The sequence below is a fragment of the Hyalangium gracile genome (genome assembly GCF_020103725.1).
Taxonomy (GTDB): Bacteria; Myxococcota; Myxococcia; order Myxococcales; family Myxococcaceae; genus Hyalangium; species Hyalangium gracile.
Window position 1 is genome coordinate 22,652 of sequence record NZ_JAHXBG010000027.1, and the last position, 18,867, is coordinate 41,518.

17 protein-coding genes are annotated in these 18,867 nt (G+C 70.5%); 10 read left to right on the plus strand and 7 right to left on the minus strand.

Features of this window, described 5'->3' with window-relative positions:
* Window positions 1–4: 4 nt before the first annotated feature.
* The 7 genes from KY572_RS37720 (at window position 5) to ureG (ending at window position 8,043) form a co-directional block, all read left to right on the plus strand.
* Window positions 5–2,623, plus strand: a complete 2,619-nt coding sequence (locus tag KY572_RS37720) for a VIT domain-containing protein (protein ID WP_224248562.1) — start codon at window positions 5–7, stop codon at window positions 2,621–2,623.
* 68 nt (window positions 2,624–2,691) lie between these two features.
* A complete protein-coding gene (locus tag KY572_RS37725) occupies window positions 2,692–3,321 on the plus strand; it encodes a phospholipid scramblase-related protein (RefSeq protein WP_224248563.1) in 630 nt (209 codons plus the stop codon).
* Between the two features lie 7 nt (window positions 3,322–3,328).
* Window positions 3,329–4,165, plus strand: coding sequence for an urease accessory protein UreD (locus KY572_RS37730; protein WP_224248564.1), 837 nt, complete (start codon window positions 3,329–3,331; stop codon window positions 4,163–4,165).
* Between the two features lie 57 nt (window positions 4,166–4,222).
* Window positions 4,223–4,897, plus strand: coding sequence for an urease subunit gamma (ureA, locus tag KY572_RS37735; protein WP_224248565.1), 675 nt, complete (start codon window positions 4,223–4,225; stop codon window positions 4,895–4,897).
* Window positions 4,894–6,609 carry an urease subunit alpha gene (gene ureC, locus KY572_RS37740; protein WP_224248566.1) on the plus strand — a complete coding sequence of 572 codons (1,716 nt, stop codon included), beginning with the start codon at window positions 4,894–4,896 and terminating at the stop codon, window positions 6,607–6,609. The genes ureA and ureC overlap by 4 nt, the downstream gene beginning before the upstream one ends.
* Window positions 6,610–6,613: 4 nt before the next feature.
* On the plus strand, window positions 6,614–7,279 hold the full coding sequence (locus KY572_RS37745; RefSeq protein ID WP_224248567.1) for an urease accessory protein UreF: 666 nt from the start codon (window positions 6,614–6,616) through the stop codon (window positions 7,277–7,279).
* An 8-nt stretch (window positions 7,280–7,287) separates the two neighbouring features.
* Window positions 7,288–8,043 carry an urease accessory protein UreG gene (gene ureG, locus KY572_RS37750; protein WP_224248568.1) on the plus strand — a complete coding sequence of 252 codons (756 nt, stop codon included), beginning with the start codon at window positions 7,288–7,290 and terminating at the stop codon, window positions 8,041–8,043.
* 12 nt (window positions 8,044–8,055) lie between these two features.
* Here ureG and KY572_RS37755 read toward each other — a convergent pair whose 3' ends face one another.
* A complete protein-coding gene (locus tag KY572_RS37755; RefSeq protein WP_224248569.1) occupies window positions 8,056–8,634 on the minus strand; it encodes a Uma2 family endonuclease in 579 nt (192 codons plus the stop codon).
* 97 nt (window positions 8,635–8,731) lie between these two features.
* Window positions 8,732–9,034 carry a YkvA family protein gene (locus KY572_RS37760; RefSeq protein WP_224248570.1) on the minus strand — a complete coding sequence of 101 codons (303 nt, stop codon included), beginning with the start codon at window positions 9,032–9,034 and terminating at the stop codon, window positions 8,732–8,734.
* Between the two features lie 197 nt (window positions 9,035–9,231).
* On the opposite strand from KY572_RS37760, the gene KY572_RS37765 reads away from it, so the two are divergent.
* Window positions 9,232–10,149 carry a CHAD domain-containing protein gene (locus KY572_RS37765; RefSeq protein WP_224248571.1) on the plus strand — a complete coding sequence of 306 codons (918 nt, stop codon included), beginning with the start codon at window positions 9,232–9,234 and terminating at the stop codon, window positions 10,147–10,149.
* A gap of 15 nt (window positions 10,150–10,164) precedes the next feature.
* On the opposite strand, the gene KY572_RS37770 is transcribed toward KY572_RS37765, so the two are convergent.
* The 5 genes from KY572_RS37770 to KY572_RS37790 form a co-directional block, all read right to left on the minus strand.
* Entirely contained in the window at window positions 10,165–11,370 is a 1,206-nt protein-coding gene (locus KY572_RS37770; RefSeq protein WP_224248572.1) for a sensor histidine kinase, read from the minus strand.
* Between the two features lie 237 nt (window positions 11,371–11,607).
* On the minus strand, window positions 11,608–14,391 hold the full coding sequence (gene gyrA / locus KY572_RS37775) for a DNA gyrase subunit A (RefSeq protein WP_224248573.1): 2,784 nt from the start codon (window positions 14,389–14,391) through the stop codon (window positions 11,608–11,610).
* A gap of 148 nt (window positions 14,392–14,539) precedes the next feature.
* Window positions 14,540–15,286: a tetratricopeptide repeat protein gene (locus KY572_RS37780; protein ID WP_224248574.1), complete on the minus strand. Its 747-nt coding sequence runs from the start codon at window positions 15,284–15,286 to the stop codon at window positions 14,540–14,542.
* 51 nt (window positions 15,287–15,337) lie between these two features.
* Window positions 15,338–15,577 (minus strand): periplakin, encoded by a 240-nt coding sequence (locus KY572_RS37785; protein ID WP_224248575.1) that lies wholly within the window; start codon window positions 15,575–15,577, stop codon window positions 15,338–15,340.
* Window positions 15,574–16,563, minus strand: a complete 990-nt coding sequence (locus KY572_RS37790; protein ID WP_224248576.1) for a hypothetical protein — start codon at window positions 16,561–16,563, stop codon at window positions 15,574–15,576. The genes KY572_RS37785 and KY572_RS37790 overlap by 4 nt, the downstream gene beginning before the upstream one ends.
* Window positions 16,564–16,666: 103 nt before the next feature.
* Between KY572_RS37790 and KY572_RS37795 the strand changes: the two genes are divergently transcribed.
* Together KY572_RS37795 and KY572_RS37800 are read left to right on the plus strand one after the other, a co-directional pair.
* Window positions 16,667–18,286, plus strand: a complete 1,620-nt coding sequence (locus KY572_RS37795) for a sigma 54-interacting transcriptional regulator (protein WP_224248577.1) — start codon at window positions 16,667–16,669, stop codon at window positions 18,284–18,286.
* Window positions 18,287–18,495: 209 nt separating this feature from the next.
* On the plus strand, window positions 18,496–18,858 hold the full coding sequence (locus KY572_RS37800; protein WP_224248578.1) for a hypothetical protein: 363 nt from the start codon (window positions 18,496–18,498) through the stop codon (window positions 18,856–18,858).
* Window positions 18,859–18,867: the final 9 nt, after the last annotated feature.

The following is an 18,867-nucleotide window of genomic DNA, read 5'->3' on the forward strand; positions in this document are numbered from 1 at the left end:
CCAGATGACGACCGAGCAGGCAGGCCAGAAGGCGCAGTGCGGGCTGTTCACCCGGGACGGCGCGCAGGTTCCCCTCCAGGGCGTGGAAGTGACAGGTGAGCTGCTCGGCGGGCATGCGCGGGTGCGCGTGCGCCAGCGCTACCGCAACGCCGAGCGCCGTCCGGTGGAGGCCGTCTACGTGTTCCCGCTGCCCTCGGACGGGACGCTCACCGGCTTCTCCATGGAGTGCAACGGCCGCAAGGTGCAGGGCGTGGTGAAGGAGCGCGAGGAGGCCTTCCGCGCCTATGACGACGCCGTCACCGCGGGCCACGGCGCCGCCCTGCTGGATCAGGAGCGCCCCAACGTCTTCACCGCCCAGGTGGGCAACCTGCTGCCCGACGAGGAGACGCTGGTGGAGGTGGAGTTCCTCCAGGCCATCCAGGTGGAGGAGGGCAGCGTGCGGTGGATGCTGCCCACGCTGGTGGCCCCGCGCTACATCCCCGGCAACACGCAGGGGGACCGGACCGGACACGGCACGGCCAGCCCCACCCCCCGGGTGCCGGACGCCGACCGCATCACCCCGCCGATCGGCCATGTGGCCTACGGCCTGAAGATGGACCTGCTGGTGGACCTGGGCCGCCCGGTGGTGGTGGAGAGCCCCTCGCACGCGCTGAAGCTGGAGAAGGACGGCCAGAAGGTGCGCGTGAAGTTCGCCACGGGCGAGGTGGCACTCGACCGCGACTTCGTCCTCACCGTGCGCGGCGAGGACACCTCCACCTCGCTCACCACGCTCGTCACCCACCGCCAGGGCGAGAACCCGGGCACCTTCGCCCTCACCGTGGTGCCGGACCTGCTCGAGATGGCGGGCGTGGCGAAGCGGCAGGAGGTGGTCTTCGTGGTGGACACCTCCGGCTCCATGGAGGGGGCGAGCCTGCCGCAGGCCCAGGGCGCGCTGCGGCTGTGCCTGCGCCACCTGCGCGAGGGGGACCGCTTCAACATCATCGCCTTCGAGAACAGCTACCGGACGTTCGCCCCCGAGCCGGTCGTCTTCACGCAGAAGACGCTGGAGCAGGCCGACCGGTGGGTAGCCGCGCTGCACGCCTCCGGCGGCACGGAGCTGCTCCAGCCCATGATGGCCGCCGTGCAGGGCGCGCCGGACGGCGTGGTGGTGCTCCTCACGGACGGACAGGTGGGCAACGAGGAGGAGATCCTCCGCGCGGTGCTCGGCGCCCGGAAGACGACGCGCGTGTACTCGTTCGGCATCGGCACCAACGTGAGCGACGTGCTGCTGCGCGACATGGCGCGGCAGACCGGCGGCGCGGTGGAGTTCATCCACCCGGGCGAGCGCATCGACGACAAGGTGGTGGCCCAGTTCTCCCGCGCGCTCGCCCCGCGCGTCACCGAGCTGGAGGTCCGCTTCGAGGGCGTGGAGGGCGCGGAGCTGGCCCCCGCGGAGCTGCCGCCGCTGGTGGACGCCGTGCCGTGGACGCTCTTCGGCCGCTACCCCACGCCGGGCCTGGGCAAGGTGACGCTCAAGGGTCGCTCGGGCCGCGAGCCGTTCTCCCTCACCGTCCCCGTGGACTTCTCCGCGACCTCGGACCGTCCCGCCGTGGAGAAGCTGTGGGCCGCCGAGCGCATCCGCGCATGGGAGGGGGCCGAGCTCGACGGCCGCCGCGCCCAGCGGATGAAGGAGCGCATCGTCCAGCTCGCCGTGGCGCACCAGATCGTCACGAAGTACACCTCCTTCGTCGTGGTGGAGGAGCGCACCGGCGATCGCCGCGCCTCGGGCCAGCCGGAGACCCGCGTCGTCCCCGTCAACGCTCCCGCGGGCTGGGGCATGTTCGGCACGGAGAAGCAGGAGGAGAAGGACATAGCCGTCGATGGCCGTGGCTTCGGTCGGGCCCAGAGCCAGGGAATGCCCCAGAAGAGCCGGAAGCGGGCGACGACGGGCTCCTTCCCCGCCGTGGGGGGCATGGCGCCGGGTGGAGCCCCGCCTCCGCCTCCGGCTGCCGCGCCGAGCCGTTCCGCCCCGGCGCCCGTCGCGGCCGCGCCGGGTCGGCCCTCCTTCAGTGTCTCTGGCATCGTGGGCGAGGTGCGTCGCGAGGTGGCCGAGCGCGTCCTCGAGGCTGCGGCCGACCTGGAGCGGATGATCAAGGGCAAGAGCGCGCCGGCGCCCGAGCCCCTGGAGAGCGCGAAGGCGGAGATGCTGGACGACGGCTACGCGAGCGAGGAGCCCTTCGCCGAGCACGAGGAGGCTTCCGGCGCGGACGTCACGGCGCTGCTGTCCCGCCAGCTCGCCAGCGGCCTGTGGGCGGGCACGGGCACCGGTCCGGAGCCGGTGCGCCAGGCGCGCGCCACCGCGCTCGCGCTGCTGGAGTTGCTGCGGCAGGGCATCACCAGCAACCACCCGCTGCACGGCGCCCAGGTGAAGAAGGCGGTGGACGCGCTGCTCGCGCTCGCCTCGGAGCTCACCGGCGTGCCCGAGGTGGCGGAGCTGGCGCTGGGCGTGGCGTGGCTGGCGGCGGCGGGGCCTCGCACGAGGGGCCGCATCGCCCAGGCGGCCCAGCCGCTGGCGGGCCTCAGCGCCTGCATCGGCGACGAGGCGAAGCTGCGCCAGCACGTGGACACGCTGGCCACGCGGTGAGGGTTCTCTCCTGACGGAAGGGGCCTCGGGGCGCTAGGGTGTACCCAACTCTCGTCCCGAGGCCGCCAATGCGATCCGATTCGACCGCCCTCACCCTCTTCCAGCACCACAGCGCGCTGCGCGTGCAACAGAAGAAGGAGTGGGGGGAGATCCTCACAGGCTTTGAGACGCGCAACAAGTACCAGGTGGTGGGAGAGGACGGGCAGCCCGTGTTCTTCGCCGGGGAGGTGGAGGGAGGCCTGGGCGCACTCCTGACCCGCCTCTTCCTCAAGGCCAACCGCCCCTTCACCATGGAGCTGAAGACGCCCGATGGCGCCACCCTGCTGCGGCTCAAGCGGCCCTGGCGCTGGTGGTTCGCCCACCTGGACGTGGAGGACGGCTCGGGCCGCCCGCTGGGCGCCATCCAGCAGCGCTTCGCCTTCTTCGAGCGGCTCTACGAGGTGCACGGCCCCTCCGGCGAGGTGCTCGCCACGCTGCGCGGGCCGTTCTTCAAGCCGTGGACGTTCAACATCGAGGAGCAGGGCCGCGAGGTGGGGAAGATCCAGAAGAAGTGGAGCGGGTTCGGCAAGGAGATGTTCACCGACGCCGACAGCTTCGGCGTCACCTTCGGAGACGTGAGGGACCCGCGGCTGCGCAGCCTGGTAGTGGCCGCCACGTTCCTCATCGACTTCGTCCACTTCGAGAACCGCGGCGGCTGAGCGGCGCATGCAGGCTCTCGCGCTCGAGGAGACACCCTCACAGCACGCCGCCGGGCGAGGAGTGCTCGCGCTCGAGCGCGGGGCTCGCGGTACGGTCGTCCGCGCCGCACGCGCCAACAGTCCCCTCAAGCTGCTGCTGCCGCGCAACCACGGCCGGGGCGTGTGGGCCTACCTGGCCAGCTTCGGCGGCGGGCTCGTGGATGGAGACTCGGTCCATGTCGAGGTGGATGTCGGCGCGCGCGCCACCGGCCTGCTCTCGACGCAGTCCTCCACCAAGGTGTACCGCTCCCCGCGAGGCTGCCGGCAGGCGCTCCACGCCCGCGTCGCAGAGGAGGGGCTGCTCGTCCTGCTGCCGGACCCGGTTTCCTGCTTCGCGGACGCTCGCTACGAGCAGGAGACCACCGTCACGCTCGCGCCCCGCGCCTCGCTCGTCCTGCTGGATGCCCTCTCCTGCGGGCGGGCCGCGCGAGGCGAGCGGTGGGCCTTCGCGCACTACCTGAGCCGCACCCTCATCCAGCGCGAGGGCGTGCCCCTCTTCCTCGACGCCCTCCGCCTCACGCCCGAGGAGGGCGCCCTGCCCGCGCGCATGGGGCGCTTCGAGGCCCTGGCCACGCTCGCCGTCTTCGGCCCGGAGGTGGCGCCCCTGCGCGAGGCCCTCCTGCGCCCCCTGGCGCCCCTGCGGCGGCGCGCCTCCGTCATCGAGACCACCAGCCCGCTCGGGGAGGACGGCGCCCTGCTGCGAGTGGCCGCCACCTCCGTAGAGGAGGCCATGTCCGCCGTGAAGGCCCGCCTGCGGCTCCTGCCCCAGGTGCTGGGCGACGACCCGCTCGCAAGGAAATGGTGACGCGGCTGACGCGCTGCGGCATCATCGAGGGCGTCTGGTTGTCCCCGAGAGGCCCCCATGCACCTGGTCCCGCGCGAGCTCGACAAGCTCACGCTCCACGCCGCTGGTTTCCTGGCCCAGAAGCGACTGGCTCGCGGCCTGCGCCTCAACTACCCCGAGACCGTCGCGCTGCTGTCCACCCAGCTGCTCGAGCTCATCCGCGACGGGCGCCCCGTCGCCGAGCTGATGGACCTGGGACGGAGGATGCTCGGACGGGCGCAGGTGCTCCCGGGCGTCGCGGAGATGCTCCACGAGGTGCAGGTGGAGGGCACGTTCCCGGACGGCACCAAGCTCGTCACCGTCCACCACCCCATCGCGCTGGACCAGGGAGACCTGGCGCTGGCGCTCTACGGGAGCTTCCTGCCCGTCCCCGCCGCCTCGGTGTTCGCCGCCGCCGCCGAGTCCGCGCCGGCTCCCGGTGAGCTGCTCCCGCAGCCGGGGGAGATTGCCCTCAACCCGGGCCGCCCCCGCCTCACGCTCGCGGTGGAGAACCGCGGGGACCGCCCCATCCAGGTGGGCAGCCACTATCCCTTCGAGCACACCAACCGCGCGCTCGAGTTCGACCGCGCCCAGGCCGCGGGCATGCGGCTGGACATCCCCTCGGGCACGGCGGTCCGCTTCGAGCCCGGGGACAGGAAGACGGTGACGCTCGTCCCCATCGCACCGACGCCGCAGGCAGGAGGCACACCGTGAGCCGCACCCTGGATCGCCGCCACTACGCGGACATGTACGGGCCCACCACGGGAGACCGGGTGCGCCTGGGTGACACGGGCCTCATCGCCGAGGTGGAGCGGGACTTCACCTCCTATGGAGACGAGTGCAAGTTCGGCGGCGGCAAGGTGCTGCGCGACCGGATGGGGCAGATGGAGGGCATCGGGGACGCGGAGGCGCTCGACTGCGTCATCACCAACGCCCTCATCGTCGACTTCACCGGCATCTACAAGGCGGACATCGGCATCAAGCACGGCCGCATCGTGGGCATCGGCAAGGCGGGCAACCCGCGGGTGATGCCGGGCGTCACGCCGGGGATGCTCGTGGGCGTCACCACCGAGGTCATCTCCGCCGAGGGCCACATCGTCACGGCGGGCGGCATCGACGCGCACATCCACTACATCTGTCCGCAGCAGGCCTTCGAGGCCATCGCCTCGGGCGTCACCACCTTCCTCGGAGGAGGCACGGGGCCCGCCACGGGCACCAACGCCACCACCTGCACGCCGGGCGCGCGCAACATCGAGCTGATGCTGCAGGCCACGGACACGCTGCCGCTGAACATCGCGCTCACGGGCAAGGGCAACACCTCGCACCCGGCGGGGCTGGTGGATCAGATCCGCGCCGGCGCGGCGGGCCTGAAGCTGCACGAGGACTGGGGCACCACGCCGCCGGCCATCGACTGCTGCCTGGGCGTGGCCGAGGCGGAGGACATCCAGGTCACCATCCACACCGACACGCTCAACGAGTCGGGCTTCGTGGATGACTCCATCGCCGCGTTCAAGGGGCGCACCATCCACACGTACCACTCGGAGGGCGCGGGCGGCGGCCACGCGCCGGACATCATCCGCGTGTGCGGCGAGCCCAACGTCATCCCCAGCTCGACGAACCCGACGCGCCCGTACACGGTGAACACGCTGGACGAGCACCTGGACATGCTCATGGTCTGCCACCACCTGGATCGGCAGATCCCCGAGGACGTGGCCTTCGCCGAGAGCCGCATCCGTGGAGAGACCATCGCCGCAGAGGACATCCTCCACGACCTGGGCGCCATCAGCATCATCTCCAGCGACAGCCAGGCCATGGGGCGGGTGGGCGAGGTGATCACCCGCACCTGGCAGACGGCGCACAAGATGCGCGAGCAGCGGGGCCGGCTGAAGGACGAGCGCGGGGACAACGACAACCTCCGCATCCGCCGCTACGTGGCCAAGTACACGATCAACCCGGCCATCGCGCACGGCTTCAGCCACGAGGTGGGCTCGGTGGAGGTGGGCAAGCTGGCGGACCTGGTGCTCTGGCGCCCGGCCTTCTTCGGCGCTCGGCCGGAGCTGGTGGTGAAGGGTGGCTTCATCGCCTGGGCGCAGATGGGAGATGCCAACGCGTCCATCCCCACGCCGCAGCCGCTGCAGATGCGCCCCATGTTCGGCGCGTTCGGCAAGGCCACGGGCGCCACCAGCGTGGCCTTCGTGTCGCGGCGCTCGCTGGAGGAAGGGCGGGTGAAGGCGCTGGGGCTGCACAAGCAGCTGGTCGCGGTGCGCAACTGCCGCGGCATCGGCAAGCGGGACATGAAGCTGAACGACGCGCTGCCGCGCATCACGGTGGACCCGGAGACCTATGAGGTGCGCGCCGACGGCGAGCTGCTGCGATGCGAGCCGGCCACCCACGTCCCCCTGGCCCGCCTGTACAGCCTCTTCTGAGCTCATGACGACCCGCTGGCGCGTCCTGCAGCTCGCCGACTCGGCCTTTCCCACCGGAGGCTTCTCGCACTCCGCGGGGCTGGAGGCCGCCGCTCAACAGGGCGAGCTGGCGGAGCCGGAGGCCCTGCGCACCTTCATCGAGGGCGTACTGTGGCAGGCCGGCCATGGGGCCCTGCCCTTCCTGCGCGCGGCCCATGACTCGGACGCCGAGCCGGCGAAGCTGGACGCGTGGTGTGACGCGTTCCTGTCCAACCACGTCGCCAACCGGACCAGCCGCACCCAGGGCCGCACGCTGGTGGCCACCGCGGCGCGCATCTTCCCGGAGGAGGAGCTCCAGCGGCTCCATGCCTCGGTCCGCGCTCGTACCCTGCTGGCCCACCACGCGCCCATGTTCGGCTTCACGCTCCGCGCCCTGGCGGTGCCGCTCGAGCAGGCCCAGGAGCTGTTCCTCCACCTGGCGCTGCGCGGAGTGGCCTCGGCCGCCGTTCGGCTGGGGCTGCTCGGCCCGCATGAGGCCCAGCGGCTCCAGCATGAGCTGGCGGGCGTGCAGAGCACCATCCTCGAGCGCTGTGCACCGCTCACCTTGAGCGAGCTGTCCCAGCCCGCGCCGCTCATCGACCTGCTCGGCGCCACCCACGATCGCCTCTACTCCCGCCTCTTCCAGTCCTGAGGAGCACCATGCACGACCACGACCACGACCATGACCACGACCACGGACATGGCCACGACCACGACCATGACCACGGACACACCCACGAGCACTGGTCGGGCCCCGGCCTGTTCCGGGAGCGCGAGCCCCGGCTGCCTCGCGACTACGGCCAGCGGTCGTTCACGGTGGGCATCGGTGGCCCGGTGGGGAGCGGGAAGACGGCGCTGGTGCTGGCGCTCTGCCGGGCGCTCCGAGACAAGTACTCGCTGGGCGTCGTGACCAACGACATCTTCACCAAGGAGGACGCCGAGTTCCTCCACCGCAACAAGGCGCTGCCCCCCGAGCGCATCCGGGCGGTGGAGACGGGAGGCTGCCCGCACGCGGCCATCCGCGAGGACATCAGCCACAACCTGGACGCGCTCGACGGGCTGATGCACGACGTGAAGCCGGAGCTGCTCATCGTCGAGAGCGGCGGTGACAACCTGGCCGCGCAGTACAGCCGGGAGCTGGTCGACTACACCATCTACGTCATCGACGTGGCGGGAGGCGACAAGGTGCCGCGCAAGGGCGGCCCGGGCATCACGCAGTCGGACCTGCTCGTCATCAACAAAAAGGACCTGGCGCCCCACGTGGGAGCAGACCTGGGCGTGATGGACCGCGACTCCCGCGCGATGCGCGGCGACGGGCCCTTCCTCTTCACTCAGGTGAACAAGGACGTCGGAGTGCCCGAGGTCGTCGAGCACATCCTCGCGGCGTGGCGTCAGGCGGTCGGCAAGGCGGCGTGAGCGGCAGCCGACTCAGCCGAAGATTCGCGACAGAGGCAGGGAGACGCCAGACAGCGCCCGGCACTCGAGCACGTCTCCACCGGAGCGCACTTCCCGGCTCCGGTAGCGTCCTTGCGCCTCATCGGGGTCCCGGTACACCTCGATGCACTCCCGCTCCACATCCACCAGCCAGTACTCCGGGATGGATGCACGGGCGTAGAGGCGAGCCTTCACCTCGCGGTCTCGCGCGAGGGAGGCGCTCGCCACCTCCACCACCAGGAGCGCATGGTGCGGATGCTCTCCTCGAGACCTGGCTGCCGCAGGTACCACTGCGAGATCCGGCTCGGGTTCGCTCTGCGCATCCAGGGTGAGGGGCAACTGGGGGCGCACCTCGAAGGACTCACTCAGGCTCAGCACCAACAACCGCGTCAACCGCGTGATGATGTTGGCGTGAGCCGCTCCCTGAGGCGACATCTCGACAATGACCCCCTCGAGCAGCTCGACATGGTCGTCCTCATCTAGGATGCCAGACTCCAGCATCCGATGGTAGGCGTCCACCGTGAAGCGGTGCGGCGTCCCAAGTGCCGCCAGCGGTGCTTCGACCTCGACCATGTGAGGCTCCTCGCGTCCCGGAGAAGATACTCACCTCCTCCGAGCAGCGTCCACCACGCTGCCGTCCCTCATGGCAGCGCGGTGCCCCGCACGACACTCAGATGGGGTCGTGCAGCGGAGGCAGGCGCGGGCGCCCGTCCATGTCCCGGGGCACCCCGTCCCAGCGGGCCTCCGGGCGGTACTGCTGGACCTGCCGCGCCATCCACCAGGCCGCGGCGGACAGGACGCCCAGATCGTCCAGCCAGCCCAGCACGGGAATGAAATCCGGCAGCGCATCCACCGGAGACAGGAAGTAGAGCACCGCCAGCAGCCCGGCGAGCTTCTTCCACAGCGGGACACGACCGTCACTCAGGTACCGGAAGAACCGGGACCCCATTCCACGAAGACCCGAAGCATTCATGCCCCCTCTTACGGATGGGGGCCCCAATCCATTGCACCCGGCCTCCACGCGCTCGGCTCCTCGGTGAGCGGCCGACAGTCCACCCCATGACCCCACCGTGGCCCCTGCCCCCTGGGTGGCTTGCAGTTCCCCTCCATAGATTTCACGCTCGGTGACGAACGACCACGCCTCACCGGTGTGGAGGGGGTTCAGGACCCGTGGCATCAGCCTCCAAGAAGCTCGCGCGCATGCCCGCCGTGAAGGGGGCACGGAAGCTCATGCTCCAGCACCTGGAAGAGGCCGAAGCCGCCGTCGAGCGCCTGCCTCGCCCCGATGACCCGGAGGCGCTGCATGATCTCCGCGTCGCCCTGCGCCACCTGCGCACGTACCTCGCCGCCTACCGCAAGCTCTTCGCGGACACCGTGTCCGACAAGAGCCTCGAGACCCTGCGCGAGCTCACCCAGCTCACCGGCCCCGCCCGCGACGCCGAGGTCCAGGCGCAGTGGCTCGCCGAGCACTCTCGGAGCCGCCGCGCCACGACAAGCCCCGCCACGCACCTGCGCACCCGCCTCACCCAGCACCACGAGGAGCTGCTGCTCGACATCCGCGAGCGCTTCGCCCGCGACTTCCCCCGGCTCGCCGCGCGCCTGCGCCGGCAACTGAAGCGCGCCAAGGCCAGCGGTCGGCGCACCTTCGGGAAGGACACCGCGAAGCGGGTGGTGCGCCAGGGCCACCGCCTCCGAGAACGCCTGGACCGCATCGAAGGCATGGCCGACGTCGAGGGCGCGCATGCCTCCCGCATCACCGCCAAGCGCGTGCGCTACCTGCTGGAGCCCTTCGGCAAGCTGGACGGCGTGCACGACACCATCCAGCGCCTCAAGGAACTCCAGGATGCCTTCGGCGAGCTGCACGATCTCCACGTGATGCTCGAGACGATGTCCGACGTGCCCGAGAGCGCTCACGCCTCCAGGAAGCGCCGCGCGGGCTCGGAGCTGGCCGCGCTCGCCTCGACCGCGCGCCGACGGATGACCCGGCTCTACGCTCAGTCCGAGCAGCGCTGGCGCGGAGCAGAAGGTGCCGAGCTCGACGAGGCCCTCGCCCAGGCCGCCTCCACCCTCCGGAAGGCAGGGCGTTGAGGCCCGCTCGGGCGCCTACATCGGCGCGGTGCCAGCCGACACCGCGTCCTCGTCGCCCACCGGCAGCCGCACGCGGAAGCACGTCCCTCGCCCCACGGTGCTCTCCACCGAGATCTCCCCGCCCAGCGCGGTGACGATGCCGTGGCAGATGGAGAGCCCCAGCCCGGTGCCAATCCCCACCGGCCGGGTCGAGAAGAACGGATCGAAGATGAGCTTCAGGAGATCCGGCGGGATGCCATGCCCGGTGTCCTGAATCTCGATCACCACCCACCGGCCCTCGCCGCGCAGGTGCACGTCCACCTGGTTCCGCTCCGGAGCGCCCGAGTCGATGGCCTGCGCCGCGTTGATCAGCAGGTTGAGGAACACCTGTCCCAGCCGGGACTCGTTGCCCCGCACGGGAGGCACATCCTCCAGGTGCCGGTTGATCCGGGCCCGGTGCCGCAGCTCCGGAGTGACCAGGCTGAGGGACGACTCGAGCGCCCGCTTCACGTCCGCGAGCCCCTCCTCCGTCTCCACCTGCGCGAACGTCTTCAGGTCGCCCACCACGTGGCGGATGCGGGTGGTGCCCTCTCGCGCCTCCGCGAGCGCCTCGGCGCACTCTCCCAGCAGCCGCTCCACGAACGTCACATCGAGCGGCCCATCCACGCCGCTCATGGCCCGCTTCACCGCCGTCAGGTTCTCCGAGATGAAGTTCAGGTTCGACGAGACGTAGCTCAGGGGGTTGTTCACCTCGTGCGCCACCCCCGCCGCCAGCGTGCCCAGCGCCGCCAGCCGGTCGGCCTGGATCAGCCGCTGCTCCATCGCCTTGTGCTGGGTGATGTCCCGCACCAGGAAGGCCACCGTGGTGCGGTGAGGCACCCGCATGGACTCCGCGCTGAACCAGCGGTGCCCGCCCGCCACCTCCAGGCTGTACTCGAAGCGCAGCGGCTGGCCCGTCTCCAGCGTCTGCCGGAGCCGCTCCATGAAGAACGCTCCCACCTGGGGACCGTGCACCTCCATGAGCGTGCGCCCCAGGGCCTGCTCCCGAGGCAGCGTCAGCAGCAGATCCGACTGCGTCCAGATGCCGACGTAGCGGCCCTCCGCGTCGAACTCGAAGACGACGCCGTCCGTGAGCCCCAGGACGATGCGGAGCCGCGCCTCGGCGACCTCCAACTGGACGACCAGCGCGTCATCCCCTGGCCCCTGCCCCGACCCCATCCCCTGGCGGCTGGACTGTCCCATGGGTGCCTCACCGACCTCCCGCACACGCATTGAACCTCACGTAACCGCGCCAGGGTATGCACGGCCACACGATGTCGCTCGAATGCGCTGCCCTCGGCGAGACCGCCGACGCATGGGTCCCGTCCTACCCGCTCGAGAGACAGGTAGCATCCTGCCCCACGGTGTCGCAGTCCTCGGCAGCCCGGCACCTGGGCTCACGCCCCTCCGCGCGAGGCAGAGGGGCGGAGGCGTGCAGGCTCAGCTCTCCTCGGGAGTGCCGTCACCCGGCTCGGAGCCTTCCGGGGCGTCGGTGCTCTCGGTGTCGGAAGGCGCGGCTTCGGACGAGGACTCGGCGTCCTCGGTGACCGGCGCATCGCTCGAGGCGGCGCTCGTGTCGGCATCCTCGGACTCGTTGGACTCCGGCAGCTTGGAGATGCCCGTCACCTTCTCCGTGCCGTTCTCCAGCGCGATCAGCCGCACGCCCTGCGTGTTGCGGCCGATGACGGAGATCTCCTTGGCCTTCATGCGGATGAGCATTCCGCCGTTGGTGACGAGCATCACCTCGTCCCCGTCCTTCACCTGCACCAGGCCCACCACCTTGCCGTTGCGCTCGGTGGTCTTGATGTCGATGATGCCCTTGCCGCCGCGGCCCTGGACCCGGTACTCGGACTCCTCGGTGCGCTTGCCGTAGCCGTTCTCCGTCACGGTGAGGATGGTGGTGCCCTTCTCCACCACGTCGGCGCCCACCACCTCGTCGCCATCCTCCAACGTAATGCCCTTCACGCCGTAGGCCTGGCGGCCCATGGAGCGGACATCCTCCTCCGTGAAGCGGATGCTCATGCCCTGCGCGGTGGACAGCAGCACGTCCTTGCTGCCGTCGGTGATCTTCACCGCCACCAGCTCGTCCCCCTCGTCGATGCCCAGCGCGATGAGGCCGCTGGCGCGCACGTTGGCGAACGAGCTCAGGTCCGTGCGCTTCACCACGCCGCGCTTGGTGACGAAGAAGACGTAGCGGTTCTCCGGGAAGTCCCGCGTCACCAGCACCTGGGCCAGCTTCTCGCCCTCGCCGAACTGCACCAGGTTGACGATGGCCTTGCCGCGCGAGGTGCGGCTGGCCTGCGGAATCTGGTGCACCTTGAGCGAGTACAGCTTGCCCTTGGTGGTGATGGGCATCAGGTACGCGTGCGTGCTCGCCACGAACAGGTCGGTGACGAAATCGTCTTCCTTCGTCGTCGCGCCCGTCTTGCCTCGGCCGCCGCGCTTCTGGGCCCGGTACTCGCTCAGCGGCGAGCGCTTCACGTAGCCGGTGTGGGACAGGGTGACGACCATGTCCTCCTCGGCGATGAGGTCCTCGCTGGTGATCTCGGACACCTCGCCGGTGATCTCCGTGCGGCGCTTGTCGCTGTAGCGCGCGCGGATGTCCTGCAGCTCCGTCTTGATGACGTGGAGCAGGCTGCGCTCGTTGGCGAGGATGTCCCGCAGCCGGGCGATGTCCCGGATGAGGGCGAGCAGCTCCTTGAAGAGCTCCTCGCGCTGCAGGCCGGTGAGGCGCTGCAGGCGCATCTCGAGGATGTTCTGCGCCTGGTCCTCGCTGAAGCCCGCGCCCTCGTACTTGTGCTCCAGGCCCGCGTAGCTGGGCTCCTCGGCGCGCGCGCGGCTGACCAGCAGCTCCATCTGCGCCCTGGCCTGCGCGTAGTCGATGCGCGGCAGGTTGCGGAAGTTCGCGTTCTCGTACAGCGCCGGGGACAGGATGTGCATCAGGCCCCAGCGCGCCTCGTCCGGATCCTTGGAGGCGCGGATGAGGCTCACCACCAGGTCGATGAGGTCCTGCGCGACCAGCAAGCCCTCGACGATGTGCAGGCGGGCCAGCGCCTTCTTCAGCTCGTAGCGGCTGCGGCGGGTGACGACGTCGCGGCGGTGGGCGATGAAGCGGTCCAGCAGCTCCTTGAGGGTGAGCGTGCGCGGCTGCCCGCCGTCGATGGCCAGCATCACCGCGCCGAACGTCGTCTCCAGCGGGGTGGTGGCGTACAGGTTGTTGAGCACCACCCCGGAGATGGCATCGCGCTTGAGCTCGATGACGATGCGCATGCCCTGCCGGTCGCTCTCGTCGCGGATGTCGCTGATGCCCTCCAGCTTCTTCTCGCGCACCAAGTCGGCGATCTTCTCGATGAGCCGCGCCTTGTTCACCTGGTAGGGGATCTCCGTGATGATGATGGCCTCACGGTCTCCCTTCTTGCTCTCCTCGATCTCCGTCTTGCCGCGCAGGGTGATCTGCCCGCGGCCGGTGGTGTAGGCGCGGAGGATGCCCTCGCGGCCGGTGATCATCCCGGCGGTGGGGAAGTCCGGACCGGGGATGAACTGCATCAGGTCCTGGACGGTGGCCTCCGGGTGGTCGATGAGGTGCAGCGTGCCGTCGATCACCTCGCCCATGTTGTGGGGCGGGATGTTCGTCGTCATGCCCACCGCGATGCCGCTGCTGCCGTTGACCAGCAGGTTGGGGAACTTCGAGGGCATCACGAGCGGCTCGGTGAGCGAGTCGTCGTAGTTGGGCCCGAACTCCACCGTCTCCTTGTCGATGTCCGCCAGCAGCTCCTCGGCCAGGCGGTCCATGCGCACTTCCGTGTAACGCATGGCCGCGGGCGAGTCGCCGTCGACGCTGCCGAAGTTGCCCTGCCCGTCCACCAGCAGGTAGCGCAGGCTCCACTCCTGGGCCAGGCGCACCATCGCGTCGTACACGGCGCTGTCGCCGTGCGGGTGGTACTTGCCGATCACGTCGCCCACCACGCGGGCGCTCTTCTTGTACGCGCGGTTGTGGGTGTTGCCCAGCTCGTGCATCGCGTAGAGGACGCGGCGGTGCACGGGCTTGAGGCCGTCACGCACGTCGGGCAGGGCGCGCCCGATGATGACGGACATGGAGTAGTCGAGATACGAGCGACGCATCTCGTCTTCGATGTTGACGGGGATCAGCTCGCCCGCGCTGCTCGGTCCGCTCGGCGGAGGTGCGGGGGGCGTTGCCGGCTTGTCAGTGGTGTCGTCGGCCATGGGTTTTGAGCGCTCTGGAAGGTAGGGGCGGGCCCGCCCGGAGGAGGCATCCGCCCTGCGTGGGAGCGTTCGTAACCCTCGGATCTTCCTGCGTCAACAGGGGAAACGGGGGGGTGTTGGCAGGCCTGCCCGGCAGGTGTGGGAGAGGCTAGGCAACACTCTTGGGACGCAGGGGGGCGGCAAGCCGCTCGGCCTCGGTTCCGACGGGTCCCTCCGGGTCTTTTTCCCTGGCTTTTTCGAAAGAAGCGAGGGCTCCCTCGCGGTCTCCCTTGAGCTTCAGGGCGACGCCGACGTTGAGGTGGGCGGCGGCGTTGTCGCGGTCCATGGAGAGGGCCTCGCGGAAGTGGGCGAGCGCCTGATCCACGTCACCGGACAGGAGCGCCTCCTTGCCGGCCTGGACACGCTTCTCGGAGTCGTTGATGAACTCCACCTGGAGCACGCTCTTGCCCACCACGTTGGCGACGAGCACGCGCAGGATGCCGCCCCAGTAGAAGCTGAGGCCCTCGGCGGCGACGACGGCGGCCAGCGGCAGGTCCGGCAGCAATTGCTTGCCGCGGAACTTGAAGCGCACCTTGGTGTAGCGGCCCTTGTTGGCCCAGTGGACCATCTCGCCCTGGAGCTTCTTGAGGCTCTCCTCCACGCGCTTGGGGTCGATCTCGAACGGCAGCGCGCGGCCCTTGTCCACGGGCTCGCCGGCGGGCAGCGCCTTCTGGGTGGGAGCGGCCTCGACGGGCTCGGGCTCCAGGATGGTGACCTCGGGGGCCTTGGGCGGCTCCGGGGGCCTGGCGGGCTTGGAGGGCTTGGACGCCTTGGGGGCAGCGGCGCGAGGAGCGGGCTTCTTCGCCGTGGGCTTCTTCTTCGCGGGGGCCTTGCTACGGGGTGCGGTCTTCGCCATGGGCCTACTCTAAGCCAGACGCCCCCCGCGCGCCGATCAAACGGGCAGGGCTCAGGCTCCCTCCCCTCCTGGATGGCCTCGTCCGTCAGCCTGCGCCCGCCTGCGTGCCTCCACCTTCTCGAGACGCTCGCGCAGCCGGGCCGCCTCGCGCCGCGTCTCCTCGATGGCCTTGCGCAGCGCCTGCTGCTCGCGGACATGCTGCGTGCGCTGCTGGTCGAGCTGCTCGCGTGTCTGGCGGAGCTCCTCCCGGACTTCCTTCAGCTTGTCGTTCAGGGCGCGCGTCTCGCTCATGGCCACAGCCCCTCCTCGACGGCCTGGAACAGCAGCTCGGCCAGCAGCTCCTGGCTCCGGTCCTGATCCACGAGCGGCAGGGTGAAGCGCGGCATCTGCAGGAACCGCTCGTCCTTCGCGACGTGGGGCGCTCGCCGCGCGAGCGCGTTCGCCAGGCGCTGGAGGTTCTCGAACACCGACGAGGCCAGCTCGTCCCCCAGTCCGTTGAAGTGCGTGGACTGCGTGAAGGCCAGCCGCGTCCCCTTGCCGAGCACCCAGACGAAGTTCTCCACCTGCTCCTGTCTCACCTCGACCACGCGGTGCACCCGGTGGTGGCCCATCCCCGCATGGTGATGGCTCTCCACCACGTGCTCGGTCTCCTCCTGGGTCGAGATCCGGCGTCCCCTCATCACCAGGCGCAGCTCCGGGTAACGCACCCGCAGCCTCTCGCCCAGGATGCCCTCCACGCTCAGGTGCTGCTCCTCGAGCCCGAACTGCCGCACCCTCACCCAGCCCGCCGCCGCTCGGGGCCCCACCGGGCAGCTCACCGCGAGGAAGCCCTCCGCCCGGAGCGCCGCGCGGAGCTCGGCCGCCCGCGCGATGGGCAACCGCGCCACCACCTTCGGCGACATGGGCGCCAGGCGGAACCGCACGTCCACCGGGGCGAGCTTCAACAGCCTCGACAGCACGGGCATGGCCGCCTCTTCGGAGGCTGGGTGCCGGGCGAGCGCGACGAGCGCGGTGGTGGCCTCCAACGAGCGCTCACCGCTCCCGGGCTCGGGCAGCGCGATGCCCGTGGCGGGTGGGGGAAGACTGCCCGCGGACTCGGCCTTCTGGAGACGGATGCGCAGCTCCGCCACCTCGCGCCGCGCGGCCTCCAGCTCCCGCGCCAGGGGCTCCCGCTCCCGGGCCTGGTGTGCTCGCAGCTTCTCCAGGTGCTCCTTCGTCCGGCGGAGTTCGACCTGGATCTCTTCCAACTTTTCGCGTAGCGCCCGGGTCTCGCTCATCCCGCCCGCAGCCTACCGCGCCGGGAGGCTCTCTCGCGCCACCCTGCCCTCAAGAGGCGCTACACTCGCCGCGCTCCCGCGGTCTCACCGAGCAGGCTCTCTCATGGCGGACCCGAAGGTCTCTGACATCTCGACAGCTGCCACGCCGACCCGAAACTCCGAACAGGCCACAGGTCTCGTTCCCGCCCTGACCATCGTCTCCCATCCCACGCCTCAGCGTGCCGGCGAGCGGCTGCTGCTCGGAGGGCTGAGCTCGGGCGGAACGGTGGCCATCTCCCGCCTCGGTCCCGACTTCCTGCGCCCTGGCGGCACCCTGGGCATGCCCCTGGCGGACATGTTCCTCAGCCGCAAGCCCGTGGTGTTCGAGCGCGCGGGCGAGGCGGGCGTGAGGATCCGGGTGGAGGAGGGAGGCAGCGCGGTCCGCGTGGGGGACGAGCCGCTCGTCGGCAGCCGGGACTTCGGGCCCGAGGCGCTCGCCCAGGGAGTTCCCCTCGTGCTGGCCGAGCGCATCGTGCTGCTGCTCCATCAGACGAGCTCGCCCGAGGCGGCCACCGGCGACGAGCTGGGCATGGTGGGCATGAGCGCGGGCACCCGCCGCGTGCGCGAGGACATTGCGCGCGTGGCGGACCTGAAGGTGCCCGTCCTCATCCGTGGCGAGACGGGCTCGGGCAAGGAGCTGGTCGCGCGCGCCATCCACGATCACAGCCCGCGCCGCGCCGGCCCCTTCATCAGCGTCAACCTGGGAGCGATCCCCAAGGAGCTGGCCGCCGCCGAGCTCTTCGGCGCGCGCAAGGGTGCCTTCACGGGCGCCACGCAGGATCGCGAGGGCTTCTTCCGCGCCGCCCACGGCGGCACGCTCTTCCTCGATGAGGTGGGCGAGGCTCCACCCGAGGTGCAGGTGCTGCTCCTGCGCGTGCTGGAGACGGGCGAGCTGTACCCGGTGGGCGGGCACACGCCCGTGGCCGTGGATGTGCGGCTGATCACCGCCACGGACGCCGACCTGGATGAGCGGATCCGCCAGGAGCGCTTCAAGGCCCCGCTGCTGCACCGGCTGGCGGGCTACACGATCGAGGTTCCGCCCCTGAGAGAGCGCCGGGAGGACATCGGCGTGCTCTTCCTCCACTTCGCCCGCCAGGAGCTGGAGGAGCTGGGAGAGCTCCACCGGCTGGAGGCCGCGGCCTCGCAGACAGAGCCGTGGCTGCCTCCCTCGCTGGCGGTGCGCCTGCTGCGCTTCGCCTGGCCCGGCAACGTCCGCCAGCTGCGCAACTTCACGCGGCAGATCATCATCGGCAGCCGGGGCCTGCCCGAGCTGCAGGCCAGTCCCCGGCTCGAGCAGGAGCTGGACGCCGCCACGCCACCCGTCTCCGGGCGCTCCGCCGCCGCACCGTCCGCCCCGCGACAGGAGCCGGCCGAGCCCCAGGAGCCGGCGCCTGCACGGCGCAAGCCCTCCGACGTGAGCGACGCGGAGCTGCTGGCCGCGCTGCGCGGCACCTCGTGGGACATCAAGGCCGCCGCCGAGCGACTGGGCATCACCCGCCCCTCGCTCTACATGCTGATCGATCGCAGCCCCAGCCTGCGGACGGTGGGGGACCTGAGCGCGGAGGAGATCACCCGCTGCTTCCACGAGTGCCAGGGAGATGTGGACGCGATGGTGCAGCGCCTCGAGGTCTCCAAGCGCGGGCTCCAGCGTCGCATCCGGGAGCTCGGCCTGAGCGAGTCGTGACGGAGCGCCCACGCGCCCTGGCCGTGCGCTGACACGTCAGTGACAGCCACTGCCCTGTCAGACACCCTGGCTGACGCGTCAGCCGCTCGCGAGTACCAGGGTATGGCGCGCGAGCCCTGGCACTTCGAGCCTGGACGGGCTGGTACGCTGCCTGCACTTACGTCCACGGCAACCTTCAGGAGTCGCTCGAAAGGAGCGGAGTCGATCCCATGCCCCTCACCGTCTACATCAAGACCGATAAAGTGACCTACAGCACCCCGGAGCCCCTCGTGAGACCCGGCGAGGCGGTGCACTTCGAAATGGACGGGCGGACGGACACCGTCAACGTGACGTTCGATTCGGGTAGTCCCTTCGGGACGGAGCCCAGCATCACGTTGAATGGCAGCGATCCGGCGCAGAACGCAACCGACAGGACGATCGCCACCGACGCGCGAGGGAACTATCCCTTCAGCATCATACCGGTATCGACGCCGGCGCCGGGGGGAGGAGGGATCGGAAGGATGGATCCCGACAAGCCCGGCACCGTTCATGGAGATCTGGACGTGGAGTCGGACGGGCCGCCCAAGTGGTAGGTCCTCCCT